Source organism: Ancylobacter sp. IITR112 (genome assembly GCF_041415945.1).
Lineage (GTDB): Bacteria > Pseudomonadota > Alphaproteobacteria > Rhizobiales > Xanthobacteraceae > Ancylobacter.
This window is the reverse complement of sequence record NZ_JBGCUS010000001.1, coordinates 381,634-397,878: the sequence shown is the minus strand read 5'-3', so window position 1 is coordinate 397,878 and position 16,245 is coordinate 381,634. Positions and strand designations below refer to the sequence as shown.

Sequence of the window (16,245 nt, the reverse complement as noted above, 5' to 3'; positions counted from 1 at the left end):
CTCAGGCGTTGCGCGAGAGCAGCGCTTCCGGCATGCCGCGCGCCACGGTCTGCGCGATCAGCGCCACCAGCACCGCCTTGATGGCGTCGCCGGGGATGAAGATGAGGCAGGCCTTGGTGGCGTCAAGCACGGAGAGCCCGCCGACCAGCGCCATGCCGGCAATGCCGAAGGCATACATCACCACAATGCCGCCGGTGACGGCGGCGATGAGCGCGGCCGGGAACACCGGCGCCTTGCGCAGCGCCTGCATCAGCCAGCCGGAGACGAAGGCCACCGCGACCCAGCCGAAGATGAAGCCGACCGAGGGGGTGAAGAACACGCCGAGCCCGCCGCGCCCGCCGGCCAGCAGCGGCGCGCCGAGCGCGACGACGAACAGCAGCAGCACCATGGCGAGCGCGCCGCGCCGGGCGCCGAGCATGACCCCGGCCAGCATCGCGCCCATGCTCTGGGCGGTGATCGGCACGCCGGCGGCGAAGGGCAGATCGAAACGCGGCAGCAGGCCGAGCACCGCGAAAATGGCGGCGTAGAGGGCGATCTGCACGAGGCTGCGGTCTTTCATCAGCGGTTCCTCATCTTCGGGCTTGCCGGGGTGCGCCGCCGCGCGCGGCCAGCGCCTCGGCGGTGTGATGGGACAGTCTCAGCGTCTGGATACAGAAAGGCGCGAGCAGGCGCCAGCCGCCGCGACGGCCTGTACGGGCGCGCCAGGATTCGTTCAGCGCCTCCCACAGCGCGAACAGCAGCGGCACGAAACGGATCATCATCGCCACGGCGAGGGCGACGGCGCGCGGCGACACGCCGACAAGGGCGAGCGGGCGCAGCAGCGGCTCCACCGCGTCCATCATCGCGTCCATGCGCGTCGTCATGGTCACGGCATTGGCCAGCAGCACCATGGCGAGAATGCGCGCCAGCACGACGAGGCCGGCGCGCGGATCGCCATTCCACCAATGGAAGGCGAGCAGGATAAGAAAGAGCGGCCAGAGCGGGCGCAACAGGGCGATCTGCGCCAGCGCCGGCTTTCCCAGCGAGGCGTAGAGCGCCAGCACGGCAAGGAGCAGGCCGGCCAGCCAGGGGAGGCTGTCCAGCGGCGCGGCGATGAGGCTGATCAGCGCCAGCGCCAGCAGCTTGGCCCCGGCGGGAATGGCGTGCAGCCAGGTGCGTTCGGGCAGATAAAGCGAGATCACGCCAGCGCCTCGGCGAAGGCGCGATAGGCGGCGATCACCTCGCCCGGGGGGCCGTCGCCGCGCAGCCGGCCCTCATGCAGCCAGATCACCCGGTCATATCTCGCGAAGGCGTCGAGCTCATGGGCGACGAGGATCACCTGTTGCTCCAGCCCGGCCACCAAAGCTTCCAGACGCCGGCGGGTCGGCAGGTCGAGGCTGGAGAAGGGCTCGTCGAGGATGAGCAGGGCCGGCTGCATCACCAGCACGGCGATGATGCAGAGGAACTGCTTTTCCCCTTCCGAGAGCGCGTGCACCGGCCTCTCGGCCCAATGGGCGCGCCCGAAGCGGGCGAGCGCGGGGATGGCCTCCTTCGCCGCCTGCCGGCGCGGCAGGCCCGCCTGTTCGAGGCTGAAGGCGACTTCCTCCGCCACGGTGGGAAAGATGATCTGGTGGTCGGGATTCTGGAAGATGAAGCCGACCTTGCGCGGCAGTTCGCTTGCCTGTTCGGCGGCGTCGAGGCCGTGCACGCTGACGCGGCCTTTGTCAGCCGTGAGCAGGCCGTTGAGCAGGCGGACCAGCGAGCTTTTGCCGGAGCCATTGGTGCCGATCAGCCCGATGCGGCGCTCGTGAAGGGCGAGCGACACATCGTCCAGCACCACCCGCCCGCCGCGGGTGAGGGTGACGTTCTCCAGGCGGATCAGCGGGGCGTGCGGCACAGGGACATCCGGCGGTGAGGATCAGCGGGCGGGAGCGATCAGGCGCCCGCCGGGCCGGCGGCGCCCGATCGGCCGCGCAGCGTCGCCAGCGCGAATTTGCGGAAGCGGGCGAAGGCGGCGGGGCCGGCGCCGGCGCGCGCCCGGATGACCGCGCCCTCATAGCTGTCGACAATGTGCGCCGCCATCTCGACGGGATCGAGCGCGTCATCGACCTCGCCAGCGCGCTGGGCCTCGCCGATCAGCGCGGCGAGGTCCTGCTCCCAGGCGGCGAAGGCGCCTTCGAGCTGGGCGCGCAGTTCCTCGCCCAGGCTGGGCGCCGCCTGGGAGAGGACGCCATAGAGACAGCCCGGCACCCCGGCATCCGCCACCGAGTCGCGCTCGACCTGCACCAGATGGCGCTCGATCCGCGCCAGCGGGCCGAGGGCCGCATCGGCGAAAAGCTCCTGCCGCTGCTGGCGATACTGCATGGAATAGGCGGCGAGAACCGCGCCGGCAAATTCCTGCTTGCTGCCGAAAAAATGGTAGAAGGAGCCCTTGGGTACCGACACCGAGGCCAGAAGCGGGCCGAGGCCGGTGCCTTCATAGCCCTGCTCCAGCATCGCCTTCCTGCCGGCGGCGACGATTTTGTCGCGCGTGGATGATTTCTCTGTCATATCGCCCTGCCTACTAGACGACCGGTCTACTCCGCTCTAGCTTGTGCGGGATCGGAACATAGAGAGGCCGTCATGTCCATCCTTTCCGGCGCTTTGCTTACCCCCCGCGCGGCCGGTCTTGCCGTGGTGCTGTTCTCCACCCTGCTCTGGAGCCTGGTGGGCCTGTTCGTGCGCATGGCCGATCTCGATGCGTGGACGATCATCCTGTGGCGCTCGGTGTTCGCGGCGCTGGCGCTGGCGCCGATCTGGCTGCTGGCGACGCGCAACAAGGCGCAGGCGCTGGGCCGGATGGGCAGCCGCGGCGGCCTCGTCGCCATCGGCCTCGCCGTGGCCGGCAATGTCGGCTACATCGCCGCGCTGCAACTGACCTCGGTGGCGGCGGTCATGACGGTCTATGCCACCCTGCCCTTCGTCACCGGGCTGCTCGGCCTGTGGCTGCTGGGCGAGCGATTGAGCCGGCGCTTCGGCGCGGCGGCGCTGACGGCGACGATCGGCATCGCCATCACCGCCGGCGCCGCCATGTCGGCCGGCGATGCCGCCGGCATGGCGGTCGCCGGGCTGATGACGCTGAGCTGGGGCGGGCTGCTGGTGCAGGCGAAGAAACATCCCGGGCTCGACCTCACCCTGATCAGCCTGGTCTCCGCCGTGATCGCGGCGGTGATCGCCCTGCCGCTGGCCACGCCCGGCCTGCCGCCGGCCTTCTCGCTCTGGGCCTGCGCGCTGCTCGGCGTGCTCACCTCCGGCCTCGCCAATGTGCTGACCCTGATGGGCGGGCGGCACATCCGTTCCGGCGAGACCGGCCTGCTGCTGCTGCTCGACGTGGCGCTCTCGCCGCTCTGGGTGTGGCTCGCCTATGACGAGCGGGTCGGCCCGCCGGCGCTGTTCGGCGGCGGGCTGGTGGTTGTGGCCGTCGCCGTCTACCTGTTCGCCGACGCCCGGCGCCGGCCCGCCCCCTGCCCGGCCGAGTGAGGCCGGCGGGTGAGGGAGGCGGGCGAGGCTCAGAGCATTTCCAGCGCCCGCCGGCGCGAGGGCGGCGGGAAGGCGGCGTCCAGCGCGGCGAGGTCTTCCGCGTCGAGCCGGATGTCGCGGGCGCCGGCATTCTCGCGCATATGGGCGGCGCGCGAGGCCTTGGGGATGACGATGTTGCCGGGCATGCGCAGCGCCCAGGCGAGCGCGATCTGATAGGGCCGGGCATTGTGCTTGGCGGCGAGATCGGCCAGCACGCCGGTGCTCTTCAGCCGCCCGCGCTCGATCGGGCTGTAGGCCATCAGCGGAATTTCATGTTCCTGCAGCCAGGGCAGAAGGTCCCATTCCGGCCCGCGACGGGTGAGGTTGTAGAGCACCTGATTGGTGGCGCAGCCCTCGCCGCCCGGGGTCTCGTACAATTCGTTCATGTCGTCCGTGTCGAAATTCGACACGCCCCAGTCGCGGATCTTGCCCTGGCTCTTGAGGTGTTCGAAGCCGATGATGGTCTCGGCCAGCGGCACGCTGCCGCGCCAGTGCAGCAGATACAGGTCGATATGATCGGTCTTCAGCCGGCGCAGGCTGCGCTCGCAGGCGGAGACGACCCCGGCGCGGCTCGCATTGTGCGGGTAGACCTTGGAGACAAGGAAAACCTTGTCGCGCAGCCCGGCCAGCGCCTCGCCGAGAAAGCGCTCGCAGGCGCCCTCGCCATACATTTCCGCCGTATCGACCAATGTGAGGCCGAGCTCGACGCCGAGGCGCACCGATTCGGTCTCCTCGGCGCGCGCCTCCGGGCGCTCGCCCATCATCCAGGTGCCGATGCCAAGCGCCGGAACCCTGTGTCCGCCGGGTAGAACCACCTTGCCGCTCATCTCAGCCTCCGTTTCATCCTCTGCCGGAGTGCCACTCCCCGGCCCGGCACGCAAGCCGCGCCGCCGTCGTCATGCTATTGTGCACGGGCACGCGCCGCGAACGACCCTCACCGCCCGGAACACGATGCCGCCCTCGCCGATCCCAGAGCCTCGCGCCCCCGCCCCGCCCGCGCCGGAGCCGACGCTCGCCATCGGCCTGTCGGCGGTGATCGTTGCGGTAACGGGGGACGACCCGAAAGTGCTGACCCTGCGTCATGAGGACGGGCGCGATTCGCTGCCCTCCGGCCCGCTGGAGCGCGGCCACCGCACGCTGGAGACCGGCCTGCGCAACTGGGTGGAGCGGCAGACGCTGCAGGAACTCGGCTATGTCGAGCAGCTCTACACCTTCGGCGACCGCGACCGGGGGGAGGATGGCACCCGGGCGCTCTCGCTCGCCTATCTCGCTCTCGTGCGCGAGGCGCGCCCGGCCGGCGACACCGATGCGGCCTGGCAGAGCTGGTACCGCTATTTCCCTTGGGAAGACTGGCGCGGCGGGCGCCCCGCCGTGCTCGACACGCTGGAACACGGGCTGCGCGCCTGGGCGGCCGGCGCGGCGCAGGGGCGGCTGAGCGAGCGGCGGGCCGAGCGCATCGCCCTGTGCTTTGGCGGCGCCAGCGGCGGCAATGAGGCCGGCTGGAACGAGGAGCGGGTGCTGGAGCGCTACGAACTGCTCTATGAGGCCGGGCTGGTCGGCGAGGCGCTGCGCGAGCGCGGCTCCGAGCGTGTCGCCGCCGCGCCCTCGGGCAAGGAGATGCGCGAGGACCATCGCCGCATGCTGGCGCTCGCCATCGCCCGGCTTCGCGGCAAGATCAAATACCGCCCTGTCGTGTTCGAGCTGATGCCGCCCGCCTTCTCGCTCGGCCAGTTGCAGCGGGCGGTGGAAGCGCTGTCCGGGGCCCGGCTGCACAAGCAGAATTTCCGCCGGCTGGTGGAGCAGCAGCGGCTCGTCGAGGAAACCGGGGAGACCACGAGCGAGACCGGCGGGCGCCCCGCCCGGCTGGTGCGCTTCCGCCGCGAGGTGCTGCTGGAACGCCCGGCGCCGGGGCTGCGCCTGCCGGGAGGGTTCGGGCGGCGGTGAGGTGTCGTCCCCCACAGGCCGCTTCACCTATTCGTCAAAGAGATCGGCATGCGTGCCGGCGCGGACGAAGACAACAAGCCCGGTCTTGCCGCTGTCGTCGGCCGTGTAAATCAGCAGGAAGTCGCCGCCAATGTGACATTCGCGGTGGCCTTGCCAGTCGCCCTTCAACGGATGGTCGAGCCACTCCGGGCCGAGCGGTCCGTCATTGGCGATGAGCAGCAGCATCGCCTGCTTGAGGCGCCTCATGTCGAAGCGCCCGGACCGTGACAGCCGCTCCCAGTCCTTCAGGAAAGACCGTGTGTAATCGGCGATGCGCGGCAGCGCCGCCCGCTTACTTTCCGGCGTTCGCTTCGATGTCATCGAAAAGCGCGTCCGCCGTGGAGAAGCGGGCACGGCGCGCTGCGACGATCTCGTCCGCCTCGCGCAGGGCCGCCTGGGTTTCCGCGTTGGGCACCCGCACGGCGAAAGGCAGCGCTTGATCCGCCACCACACGATGGAGGAACAACCGGACCGCGTCCGACAGCGACAGTCCCATGGCCTGAACAGCCTGGGTGGCGCGCTCCTTGGTCTCATCGTCGATACGGATATGGATCATGCTCGTCTGGGCCATGGCTCACCTCTGGTAGAAATGTGTATCTCAAATGCGATACAATCAAGCCCGTCCCCGATCCAAATTCCACATGACCCGATTTGTGACGAACTGTTGACAGCAACTTATACTCAGTCCTAGCATAATGACGATCCGCCGGGCCCTGCTGCCCGGCCTTCTTTGGCCCTAGATATACTCATAACGAGCATAAGGGAGAGGACGATGCTGGAGTTCGATGTCCCGGCGGCTGCCGAGCCCACCGAGTCCTTCGCGCCCGCTTTCGCGGCGCCCGCCGCCGCACCGGCCCTTGGGCAGCTCTATGCCCGCGTCGCCAAGCATGTCACCCCGGCGGAATGGCCGCTGATCGCCCGCGAGGTCGAGGCGATCGAGCGGCTGAAGCGCGCGCGCAACGCCGTGGTGCTCGGCCACAATTACCAGGCGCCGGAAATCTTCAACACGGTGGCCGACATCGTCGGGGATTCGCTGGCCCTCGCCCGCGAGGCGGTGACGGTGGATGCCGATGTCATCGTCATGGCCGGCGTGCATTTCATGGCCGAGACCGCCAAGCTGTTGAACCCCTCCAAGACCGTGCTGATGCCGGATATGGGCGCGGGCTGCTCGCTGGCCGACAGCATCACCGCCGCCGATATCCGCCTGCTGAAAGAGCGCTATCCCGGCGTGCCTGTTGTCACCTATGTCAACACCTCGGCCGAGGTGAAAGCCGAGAGCGATTATTGCTGCACGTCCGGCAACGCGGTCAAAGTGGTGCGCGCGGTGGCGAAGGAATGGGGCGTCAACCGCATCCTCATGCTGCCGGACGAGTTCCTCGCGCAGAATGTGCAGAAAGACGTTCCCGAGCTGGAGCTGATCGCCTGGAAGGGCCATTGCGAGGTGCATGAGCGCTTCACCCCGCAGGACATTCGCGACCTGCGCGAGAACCATCCCGGCGTCGTGGTGCTGGCGCATCCGGAATGCCCGCCCGAAGTGGTGGCGGAGGCCGATTATGCCGGCTCCACCGCCGGCATGGCGGATTATGTCCGCGACGAGAAGCCGGCGCGGGTGGTGCTGATCACCGAATGCTCGATGGCCGACAATGTGGCGGTGAACCACCCGGACATCGAGTTCGTGCGCCCGTGCAACCTCTGCCCGCATATGCGGCGCATCACCCTGCCCAATATCCGCCGGGCGCTGGAGACGATGACCACGCAGGTGGAAATCGACCCCGCCATTGCCGACCGCGCCCGCCTCGCGGTGGAGCGCATGCTGGCGATCCGCTGAGCGCGCGCCCCCGGCGCCGATCCCTCTTGCAAGGGCCTTTCCGTGAACCAGTCGCGTGAGAACATCGTCGTGGTCGGCGGCGGGGTGGCGGGCCTTGCCACCGCGCTGCGGCTCGCCCCGCTCCCGGTCACGCTGGTCGTCGCCTCGCCCCTGGGGGCGGAGGCCGCCACCGGCTGGGCGCAGGGCGGCATCGCCGCCGCGCTCGGCGCCGACGACCGGCCGGACCTGCACGCCATCGACACGCTCGCCGCCGGCGCCGGCCTTTCCGAGCCGCTGGTGGCGCGCCGTGTCGCCGCGGCGGCGGAGGAGGCGATCGACTGGCTGCTCGGCCTCGGCACGCCGTTCGACCGCAACCCCAATGGCAGCCTCGCCCTCGGGCTGGAGGCCGCGCATTCCCGCCGGCGCATCGTCCATGCCGAGGGCGACGGCACCGGCCGGGTGGTGCTTGAGGCGCTGACCCGCGCCGTGCGCGCCTGTCCCTCGATCACGCTGCTGGAAGGCTGGCGGGCGGGCGAACTTCTCACCGACGGCAATGGCCGCATCGCCGGCCTCGCCGCACGCGACCGCGAAGGGCGCGTGCTCACCCTCGCCGCCCGCGCCGTGGTGCTGGCCACCGGCGGGCTCGGCGGGCTCTATGGCGCCACCACCAACCCGCTCGGCGCGGTCGGCTCTGGTCTGGCGCTGGCGGCGCGGGCGGGAGCAGTGCTGCGCGACATGGAATTCGTGCAGTTCCACCCGACCGCGATGGCGGTGGGCGAAGCCCCCGAACGCGCTGCCTCTGGCGGCCCGGCGCCGATGCCGCTCGCCACCGAGGCGCTGCGCGGCGAAGGCGCCCGGCTGGTCAATGGGCGCGGCGAGCGCTTCATGGCCGAGGTGCCGGGGCAGGAACTCGCCCCGCGCGACGTGGTGGCGCGCGCCATCTTCGCCCAGTTCGCCGCCGGCGAAAGCGTGGTGCTCGACGCGCGGATGAAACATATCGAGACGCGCTTCCCCGGCGTCGTCGCCCTGTGCCGCGCCCATGGTCTCGACCCGGCACTGACGCCGATCCCGGTGCGGCCGGCGGCGCATTACCATATGGGCGGCATTCGTGTGGACGCGGCGGGGCGCGCCAGCGTGGCGGGGCTGTGGGCCTGCGGCGAGGTCGCCTCGACCGGCCTGCACGGCGCCAACCGGCTCGCCAGCAACTCGCTGCTGGAAGCGCTCGCCTATGCAAGGTGGATCGCGCAGGACATCGCCGGCGAGGACGCCGCGCCGGGAGCGCCGCGCCCACCCGCCGCCCCGCGCCCGCGCTCCCCGGCCCGGGCGGAGATCCGCGCGCTGATGGACCGGCAGGTCGGCGTGGTGCGCGAGGCCGGCGGGCTGGAGGCCGCCGCCGCCCGGCTCGGCGCCCTCGCCGACCGCGACGGCTGCGACTTCTCGCTGGTGGCGCTGGCGATCACTGAGGCCGCGCTGCGGCGCTGCGAGAGCCGGGGCGGGCATTTCCGCGCCGACCACCCCGCCCCCGGCGCGGTGGCCCGGCACTCCGAGACGCGATTCGCCGACACGCCCGCCCCTGCCATTGAAAACAGGCAGGTGGCGTGAGGACTCCCATGACAACGTCATGCCCGGGCGTGAGCCGATTTTCCACGCCGGCCCCCGCGACGGGGTGCCCTTGAACCACCCTCATCCCCGGGCTCGACCCGGGGATCCAGAAGACTGGGTGGCCGGGTCAAGCCCGGCCATGAGGGCCTTGAATGTGAAGCGAACCGAGCGATGCCATCTAACCTCTCCCCCCTCCCCCGCCTGATGGTGGAACCCCTCATCCGCGCCGCGCTGCTGGAAGATCTCGGCCGCGCCGGCGACGTGACGACGGAGGCCTGCATCCCCGCCACCGCCCGCTTCGAGGCGGTGATCGCCTCGCGCCAGCACGGGGTGATCGCCGGGATCGACGCGGCGGTGATCGCCTTCGAACTGATCGACCCGGCGCTGAAGCTGGTGGTCGAGCGGAGCGACGGCGCCGAGGTGGCGCCGGGCGACGTGGTGCTGCGGCTGGAAGGCTCCGCCCGCTCCATCCTCACCGCCGAGCGCGTGGCGCTGAACATCGCCTGCCGCATGTCCGGCATCGCCACCGCCACGGCGGGGCTCGTCGCCATCGCCCGCCAGCATGGCAAGGCGCAGATCGTCTGCACCCGAAAGACCACGCCGGGCCTGCGCGCGCTGGAAAAGCACGCGGTGCGGGCGGGCGGTGGCTCCAACCACCGCTTCGGCCTCGATGACGCCGTGCTGATCAAGGACAACCACATCGCCGTCGCCGGCGGGGTGGTGCCGGCGATCCGCGCCGCCAAGGCGCATGCCGGCCACATGGTGAAGATCGAGGTCGAGGTCGACACGCTGGCCCAGCTCGACGCGGCGATGGCGGAAGGTGTCGACGCGGTGCTGCTCGACAACATGACCCCCGCCATGCTCACCGATGCGGTGGCGCTGGTGGCGGGCCGCGCGCTCACCGAAGCCTCCGGCCGCGTCTCGCGCGAGACGGTGGGGCCGATCGCCGCGAGCGGCGTCGACCTCATCTCGGTCGGCTGGATCACCCATTCCGCGCCGATTCTCGACCTCGGGCTCGACGCGGCGGGGGCGTGAACCCCTCCCAAGGTCGCAGGCTCAACTCGGCGCGATTGGGCGCGACTGCACTTGAAGAAGGCATGCCGTTGTGCGATGCATATAGGCGTCTGCTAATGGTCATGCGGGAGAGATCGACCATCCTCCCGGATAAGCGTCGGCGCCGACGGAGCAACCCCCCAGGAAACTCTCAGGCACCAAGGACCGCATGATCAGGACAATCTGGAGAGAGGCGTCGCGCCGGGTTCTTCCGGCGTAGGGGCCCACCGAAGGGGAAGCCCGGGAAGGCGAGACGGCGTCGCCGTCGGTCCCGGGGCGAGCTCTCAGGTACCGCGACAGATGGGGACAGCCGGCCGAACGCCACGCGGGACACCGCGCGTTTCAGCCATGTCGTCCTCCAGCGCGGGAGCCTCCCATGCGCCATATCGCCGTTATCGGTGCCGGTATCACCGGCGTGACCACCGCCTATGCCCTCCACCAGAAGGGTTATGACGTCACCGTCATCGACCGCCAGCGCTACAGCGCGATGGAAACCTCCTTCGCCAATGGCGGGCAGCTTTCCGCCTCCAATGCCGAGGTGTGGAACTCCTGGGCCACCGTGCTCAAGGGCATCAAATGGATGTTCACGCCGGACGCCCCGCTGCTGATGAACCCCAAGCCCTCCTGGCACAAATATTCCTGGATGGCCGAGTTCCTCGCCAACATCCCGAACTACGAGGCCAACACGGTCGAGACCACCCGTCTCGCCATTCAGGCCCGCACCCACATGTTCGACATCGCCAAGCGCGAGGGCATCGACTTCAACCACGAGACCCGCGGCATCCTGCACATCTACCGTGACAAGGAAGCCCAGGATAATGCCCGCAAGGTTTCCGCCCTCTATGCCAAAGGCGGGCTGGAGCGGCGCGAGGTGACGCCGGAGGAAATCCGCGCCATCGAGCCGACGCTGCACGGCAAATACTATGGCGGCTTCTTCACCCCGTCCGATTCCACCGGCGACATTCACAAATTCACCTATGGGCTGGCGGAAGTGTGCCGGCGCCGTGGCGTGCGCTTCATCAACGAGGCCAGCGTCGAGCGCGTCGCCCATACCGGCACCGGCAAGGACGGCACCGGGGTGGAGGTGACCTTCTCCATCGCCCCCGACGCCGAGGACGCGCTGCCCCGCCGCGAGACGCTCGCCTTCGATGGTGCGGTGATCTGCGCCGGCATCGGCTCGCGCACTATTGCCGCCGGGCTCGGCGACCGGGTGAACATCTACCCGGTCAAGGGCTACTCGATCACGGTGATGCTCGACGACGAGGAGAGCCAGAAGGCCGCGCCCTGGGTCAGCCTGCTCGACGACAAGACCAAGATCGTCACCTCGCGCCTCGGCAAGGATCGCTTCCGCGTCGCCGGCACCGCCGAGTTCAACGGCGAGAACCGCGACATCCGCGCCGACCGCATCCGCCCGCTGGTCGACTGGACCCGCAAGCTGTTCCCCGGCGTGAACACCGCCCGCGTGGTGCCGTGGGCCGGGCTGCGGCCGATGATGCCGGACATGATGCCGCGCGTCGCCGCCGGCAAGAAGCCCGGCGTTTTCTACAATACCGGCCACGGGCATCTCGGCTGGACGCTGTCCTGCGCCACCGCCGAGATCATCGCCGCCAAGGTGGCGGACGCCCTGCCGGTGGAGACGCCCTCGGCACAGGTGTTCCGCCTCGCGGCGGAGTGAGGGCGCGCCGCCTTCCGCTTTCCCACCCCCGCCCGGGCCGCGTTTCCGCTCCGGGTCTTCCGGGAGCCGACCCTTCCGGCTCCCGCCCGCCCCCGGACGAACGCCGGGGGCGGTTTTTTATGTGCGGGGGAACGGGGCGAGGCGAACGCGGCGCCGGGGTAACGCCGGTGGTAACAGGTGCTCAGAACACCAGCGAGCGGTGAAGCTGCATGCCGGCCCAGGCGCCATCGGCGATGGCGAGGGTGAGCGAGTGCGGCACGCGGGCGGCATCGCCGCAGGCGAAGGCGCCGGGAACGCTCGTCTCCTTCATCTCGTCGGTGCGGAGCTGCGTGCCCAGCGGCGTCTCTTCCAGCGCGCAGCCGAGCGCTTCCGCCACCGGCGAGGCCGGGCGGTTGCGCGGGGCGGTGAACAGGCCGGCGAAGGCCAGCCGGCGGCCATCGGCCAGCACGACATCCGCATGCCCCTCCAGCCGCACCAGTGGCGTTTCCTCCAGCGAGATTCGATGGGCGGTGAGTTCGGCGCGCTGAGCGGCATCGGGAACGAAACCGGCATGGGTGAACAGCGTCACCTCGCCCCATTCCTTCACCAGAAGCGCCTGATGCATCGACATCGGCCCGGTGGCGATGACGCCGATGCGGCCGCGATCCAGCTCATAGCCGTCGCAATAGGGGCAGTGGAACACGCTGCGGCCCCAGCGCTCGGCAAGCCCCTCGATCGCCGGCAAGTCATCGCTGACGCCGAGCGCGAACAGCAGGCGACGCCCCTGAAGCGTCGCGCCGGACGAGGTGGCGACGGCGAAGTCGTCCTTCACGCCGACCGCGTCCCGCGCCTCGCCCTCGATCCATTCCAGCGTCGGATAGGCCTCCAACTGCCGACGGGCGAGGCGGGCAATCTCGGCCGGGTCGACCCCGTCCTGACCGAGCAGGCCATGCGAGGCGTGGGAGAAGCGGTTGCGGCGGCGGCCGGCATCGAGGACCAGCACCCGGCGGCGGGCGCGCAGCAACTGGAGGGCGGCGGCCATGCCGGCATAGCCGCCACCGACGATGATGACATCATGCATATCAGGTCTTCCCTTCGCGCCGCCCGGCAAAGCGGCGGCTGAAATCGGCGGCGAGGTCCGCCAGGGTGATCTCGCCGAGACGGGCGAGCAGCAGCGCCTCGGCCTGGGCGAAAGCGTCGTCCAGCGCGGCGTTCACCGCCTGCTCGACGAGGCAGAGCGGCATCTCCTGCCGGTTGCCGATGGCGAAGATCGCCGGCTCGCCCAGAATTTCGTGCAATTGGCGCAGGCTGATCCGCGCCAGATCGGCGCTGATCCGCCAGCCGCCCTGCGGGCCACGGGCCGAGCGCACCAGCCCCGCCTCGCGCAGCAGGCCCATGGTGCGGCGGACCACCACCGGATGGGTGTGCATGCAGGTGGCGAGTTCCTCGGAGGTCATCGGCCCGTCCCGCTCCGCCATGTGCAGCAGGGCGTGGAGAACGGAGGAAAGACGGCTGTCGCGCTTCATGTAACTTCGTTTATTACGATTTAAGCCGTGCCGCAAGACAGCCGGCACGCGGGCGGGGGAGCGGATGGGAAAAGGCGCGCAGCCCGTTCCCCTCTCCCTCATGGCCGGGCCTGCCCCGGCCACCCCGCCTTTAAGCCGGCGGCCGGTGGTGCCGCTGGATCCCCGGGTCAAGCCCGGGGATGAAGGCCGCGGGGTGTTGAGGCCCCGCCGCCGCGCAGGCTCCGCCGCTACAGCTTCACCGCCCGCAGCCGCAGCGCGTTGCTGATGACGCTGACCGAGGATAGCGCCATCGCCAGCGCCGCCACCATGGGCGAGAGCAGCAGGCCGAAGACGGGGTAGAGTACCCCGGCGGCGATGGGGACGCCGGCACCGTTGTAAAGGAAGGCGAAGAACAGGTTCTGCCGGATGTTGCGCATCGTCGCCTGCGAGAGGTGGCGGGCGGTGACGATGCCGGTGAGATCGCCATGGAGCAGCGTCACCCCGGCGCTCTCAATGGCGACATCCGTGCCCGAGCCCATGGCGATGCCGACATCGGCCGCCGCCAGAGCGGGGGCGTCGTTCACCCCGTCGCCGGCCATGGCGACGACGCGACCCTGCGCCTTCAGCTTCTCCACCACCGCCGCCTTGTCATCGGGGGCGACCTCGGCCTCGACCTCGGCAATGCCGAGCCGGCGGGCCACCGCCTGCGCCGTCACCTTGTTGTCGCCGGTGAGCATGACGACGCTTATGCCCTCCTTCGCCAGCGCCGCCAGCGCCGCCGGCGTCGTCGCCTTCACCGGATCGGCAATCGCCAGCGCCGCCGCGAGCTTGCCGTTGACGCCCAGCAGCACGACGCTGGCGCCCTCGCCGCGCAACTCGTCCGCCCGCGCCGCCAGCGGGGCGGCGTCGATGCCGAGCTCCTTCAGGAACGCCGCGCTGCCAATGACGATGCGCTTGCCCTCGACAAGGCCATAGGCGCCCTTGCCGACCGGCGAATCGAAGCCGCGCACCTTGGGGATGTCGAGGCCGCGCGCCTGCGCCGCCGTCACAATGGCATGGGCGAGCGGATGCTCGGAGGGGCGCTCGACGGCGGCCGCATAGCGCAGCGCCTCGGCTTCCTCGAAACCCTCCGCCGGCACGATGGCGGTGACGGCCGGCTTGCCCTCGGTGAGCGTGCCGGTCTTGTCGACCACCAGCGTGTCGACCTTCTCCATCCGCTCCAGCGCCTCGGCGTTCTTCACCAGCAGCCCGAGCTGCGCCCCGCGCCCGACCCCGACCATGATCGACATCGGCGTGGCGAGGCCGAGCGCGCAGGGGCAGGCGATGATCAGCACCGCCACCGCGGCGATGAGCGCGTGCGAAAAACGCGGCTCCGGCCCGAACGCCGCCCAGGCGGCGAAGGCCAGCAGGGCGCAGGCCACCACCAGCGGCACGAACCAGCCGGCAACCTGATCGGCAAGGCGCTGGATCGGCGCGCGCGAGCGCTGCGCCTGCGCCACCATCTGCACGATGCGGGCAAGCAGCGTGTCGCGGCCGATCTTCTCCGCCGAGATGACGAGACCGCCGGAACGATTGAGCGTGCCGCCGATGACAGCATCGCCCACGCCCTTGCTCACGGGCAGGGATTCGCCTGTCACCAGCGATTCATCGAGCGCCGAGCGGCCTTCCACCACCGTGCCGTCGACCGGCACTTTCTCGCCCGGCCGCACCCGCAGCCGGTCGCCGACCATGATGGCGTCGAGCGGCACCTCCTCCTCGCTGCCATCCTCGTTGAGGCGGCGGGCCGTCTTCGGCGCGAGATCGAGCAGCGCCTTGATGGCGCCGGAGGTCTGTTCGCGGGCGCGCAGTTCCAGCACCTGGCCGAGCAGCACCAGCACGGTGATGACGGCGGCGGATTCGAAATAGACCGGCACCACGCCGTCCGTGCCGCGGAGGGCCGGCGGGAACAGGCCGGGCGCCAGCACCGCGACGAGGCTGTAGAGCCAGGCGACGCCGGTGCCGAGCGCGATCAGCGTGAACATGTTGAGATTGCGCGTCGCCACCGACTGCGCCCCGCGCACGAAGAACGGCCAGCCCGCCCACAGCACCACCGGGGTGGCGAGCGCCAGTTGAATCCAGGCCGAGAGGGCGGGCGGCACGGCATGATGCAGCGCCGGGATGAGATGGGCGCCCATTTCCAGCGCGAAGACCGGCGCGGTGAGCGCGAGGCCGACCCAGAAGCGACGGGTCATGTCGATCAGTTCGTGGTTCGGCCCGTCATCGAGGCTGACCAGCATCGGCTCCAGCGCCATGCCGCAGATCGGGCACGAACCGGGACCGACCTGCACGATTTCCGGGTGCATGGGGCAGGTATATTCCGTGCCCTCCGGCACCGGCTCGGCCGGCGCCTTGTCGCCGAGATATTTTTCCGGGTTGGCGATGAACTTGGCGCGGCAGCCCGGCGCGCAGAAATAATAGGTGATGCCGTTGTGCTCCGCCTTCAGCGTCGCCGTGTGCGGGTCCACATCCATGCCGCAGACCGGATCCTTGGCCATGTGAGCGGCCGGCGATCCGTGGTCGTGCGGATGGGCGGGGGCGTCGGCGTGAGCATGATGGGTGTGGCCGTGATCGCCATGCGCGTGCGCGGCATGCCCGCCGCAGCAGCCGCCACCCTTGGCGGATGTGTGCGTGGCGTGATCCTGCGCCGGCCCGCTCTGGCCCGCCTGCCCGTGATTGCTTGCCGCCATGGCACCCTCCTTATACCCCCATGAGGTATCGACCCCTTGCGATATATACCCCATACGGGTATATGACAAGGATGCAGAACGACACCCGCACCGCCTGTCTGAAACGCCTGAGCCGCATTGAGGGTCAGGTGCGTGGCCTGTCACGTATGGTCGAGGAGGAGCGTTACTGCATCGACATCGTCACCCAGGTGGCGGCGGTGCGGGCGGCGCTGAAGAAGGTGGAGGAAGAGGTGCTGCGCGACCATGTCGCCCATTGCGTCGCCCACGCCTTCCACTCCGGCGACGCCGAGGAACAGCGCGCCAAGGTGTCGGAATTGATCGAGGTGCTCGGCAAGCTCAGGTGAGAGGCGCGGGCGTTGCCGTCGCCCCCGCCCCCGC

Annotated in this window: 17 protein-coding genes and 1 riboswitch; of the genes, 7 read left to right on the top strand and 10 right to left on the bottom strand. The window is 70.1% G+C overall.

Annotated elements, in window-relative coordinates; all coding sequences use genetic code 11:
- Nucleotide 1 precedes the first annotated feature (1 nt).
- Genes AAC979_RS01755 through AAC979_RS01740 form a run of 4 tightly spaced genes read right to left on the bottom strand, consistent with a single transcriptional unit; the run spans nucleotide 2 to nucleotide 2,529 of the window.
- Nucleotides 2-559, bottom strand: coding sequence for a biotin transporter BioY (locus AAC979_RS01755; RefSeq protein WP_371345104.1), 558 nt, complete (start codon nucleotides 557-559; stop codon nucleotides 2-4).
- A gap of 10 nt (nucleotides 560-569) precedes the next feature.
- Nucleotides 570-1,181, bottom strand: a complete 612-nt coding sequence (locus tag AAC979_RS01750; RefSeq protein ID WP_371345103.1) for a CbiQ family ECF transporter T component — start codon at nucleotides 1,179-1,181, stop codon at nucleotides 570-572.
- Nucleotides 1,178-1,876, bottom strand: a complete 699-nt coding sequence (locus tag AAC979_RS01745) for an energy-coupling factor ABC transporter ATP-binding protein (protein WP_371345102.1) — start codon at nucleotides 1,874-1,876, stop codon at nucleotides 1,178-1,180. The genes AAC979_RS01750 and AAC979_RS01745 overlap by 4 nt, the downstream gene beginning before the upstream one ends.
- Nucleotides 1,877-1,914: 38 nt before the next feature.
- A complete protein-coding gene (locus AAC979_RS01740) occupies nucleotides 1,915-2,529 on the bottom strand; it encodes a TetR family transcriptional regulator C-terminal domain-containing protein (RefSeq protein WP_371345101.1) in 615 nt (204 codons plus the stop codon).
- A gap of 72 nt (nucleotides 2,530-2,601) precedes the next feature.
- On the opposite strand from AAC979_RS01740, the gene AAC979_RS01735 reads away from it, so the two are divergent.
- Nucleotides 2,602-3,498 carry a DMT family transporter gene (locus AAC979_RS01735; RefSeq protein WP_371345100.1) on the top strand — a complete coding sequence of 299 codons (897 nt, stop codon included), beginning with the start codon at nucleotides 2,602-2,604 and terminating at the stop codon, nucleotides 3,496-3,498.
- A gap of 29 nt (nucleotides 3,499-3,527) precedes the next feature.
- Here AAC979_RS01735 and AAC979_RS01730 read toward each other — a convergent pair whose 3' ends face one another.
- A complete protein-coding gene (locus tag AAC979_RS01730; protein WP_371345099.1) occupies nucleotides 3,528-4,364 on the bottom strand; it encodes an aldo/keto reductase in 837 nt (278 codons plus the stop codon).
- Nucleotides 4,365-4,488: 124 nt separating this feature from the next.
- Here AAC979_RS01730 and AAC979_RS01725 point away from each other — a divergent pair, with 124 nt between their 5' ends.
- Complete coding sequence (locus tag AAC979_RS01725) at nucleotides 4,489-5,481, top strand: hypothetical protein (RefSeq protein ID WP_371345098.1); 993 nt, start codon at nucleotides 4,489-4,491, stop codon at nucleotides 5,479-5,481.
- Between the two features lie 27 nt (nucleotides 5,482-5,508).
- Here AAC979_RS01725 and AAC979_RS01720 read toward each other — a convergent pair whose 3' ends face one another.
- Together AAC979_RS01720 and AAC979_RS01715 are read right to left on the bottom strand one after the other, a co-directional pair.
- The gene (locus tag AAC979_RS01720; RefSeq protein WP_371345097.1) at nucleotides 5,509-5,841 is read right to left on the bottom strand and encodes a type II toxin-antitoxin system YafQ family toxin; all 333 of its coding nucleotides are present in this window, start codon (nucleotides 5,839-5,841) and stop codon (nucleotides 5,509-5,511) included.
- Complete coding sequence (locus AAC979_RS01715; RefSeq protein ID WP_371345096.1) at nucleotides 5,813-6,091, bottom strand: type II toxin-antitoxin system RelB/DinJ family antitoxin; 279 nt, start codon at nucleotides 6,089-6,091, stop codon at nucleotides 5,813-5,815. The genes AAC979_RS01720 and AAC979_RS01715 overlap by 29 nt, the downstream gene beginning before the upstream one ends.
- 201 nt (nucleotides 6,092-6,292) lie before the next feature.
- Here AAC979_RS01715 and nadA point away from each other — a divergent pair, with 201 nt between their 5' ends.
- The 4 genes from nadA (at nucleotide 6,293) to AAC979_RS01695 (ending at nucleotide 11,657) form a co-directional block, all read left to right on the top strand.
- Nucleotides 6,293-7,348, top strand: coding sequence for a quinolinate synthase NadA (gene nadA, locus AAC979_RS01710; RefSeq protein ID WP_371345095.1), 1,056 nt, complete (start codon nucleotides 6,293-6,295; stop codon nucleotides 7,346-7,348).
- A 42-nt stretch (nucleotides 7,349-7,390) separates the two neighbouring features.
- A complete protein-coding gene (locus tag AAC979_RS01705) occupies nucleotides 7,391-8,929 on the top strand; it encodes an L-aspartate oxidase (RefSeq protein ID WP_371345094.1) in 1,539 nt (512 codons plus the stop codon).
- A 171-nt stretch (nucleotides 8,930-9,100) separates the two neighbouring features.
- Nucleotides 9,101-9,964: a carboxylating nicotinate-nucleotide diphosphorylase gene (gene nadC, locus AAC979_RS01700; RefSeq protein WP_371345093.1), complete on the top strand. Its 864-nt coding sequence runs from the start codon at nucleotides 9,101-9,103 to the stop codon at nucleotides 9,962-9,964.
- Between the two features lie 94 nt (nucleotides 9,965-10,058).
- Nucleotides 10,059-10,160, top strand: a riboswitch (glycine riboswitch).
- A gap of 198 nt (nucleotides 10,161-10,358) precedes the next feature.
- Nucleotides 10,359-11,657, top strand: coding sequence for a D-amino acid dehydrogenase (locus AAC979_RS01695; RefSeq protein WP_371345092.1), 1,299 nt, complete (start codon nucleotides 10,359-10,361; stop codon nucleotides 11,655-11,657).
- A 181-nt stretch (nucleotides 11,658-11,838) separates the two neighbouring features.
- Here the strand turns inward: AAC979_RS01695 and AAC979_RS01690 are convergent, their stop codons facing one another.
- The 3 genes from AAC979_RS01690 to AAC979_RS01680 all read right to left on the bottom strand — a co-directional run bounded on the left by AAC979_RS01690 (nucleotide 11,839) and on the right by AAC979_RS01680 (nucleotide 15,867).
- The gene (locus AAC979_RS01690; protein ID WP_371345091.1) at nucleotides 11,839-12,717 is read right to left on the bottom strand and encodes an NAD(P)/FAD-dependent oxidoreductase; all 879 of its coding nucleotides are present in this window, start codon (nucleotides 12,715-12,717) and stop codon (nucleotides 11,839-11,841) included.
- Nucleotide 12,718: 1 nt separating this feature from the next.
- Nucleotides 12,719-13,162 (bottom strand): Rrf2 family transcriptional regulator, encoded by a 444-nt coding sequence (locus AAC979_RS01685; protein WP_371345090.1) that lies wholly within the window; start codon nucleotides 13,160-13,162, stop codon nucleotides 12,719-12,721.
- A 227-nt stretch (nucleotides 13,163-13,389) separates the two neighbouring features.
- Nucleotides 13,390-15,867, bottom strand: coding sequence for a heavy metal translocating P-type ATPase (locus AAC979_RS01680; protein ID WP_371345089.1), 2,478 nt, complete (start codon nucleotides 15,865-15,867; stop codon nucleotides 13,390-13,392).
- Between the two features lie 71 nt (nucleotides 15,868-15,938).
- Between AAC979_RS01680 and AAC979_RS01675 the strand changes: the two genes are divergently transcribed.
- Nucleotides 15,939-16,211 carry a metal-sensitive transcriptional regulator gene (locus tag AAC979_RS01675; protein WP_371345088.1) on the top strand — a complete coding sequence of 91 codons (273 nt, stop codon included), beginning with the start codon at nucleotides 15,939-15,941 and terminating at the stop codon, nucleotides 16,209-16,211.
- The last annotated feature ends 34 nt before the right edge of the window (nucleotides 16,212-16,245 follow it).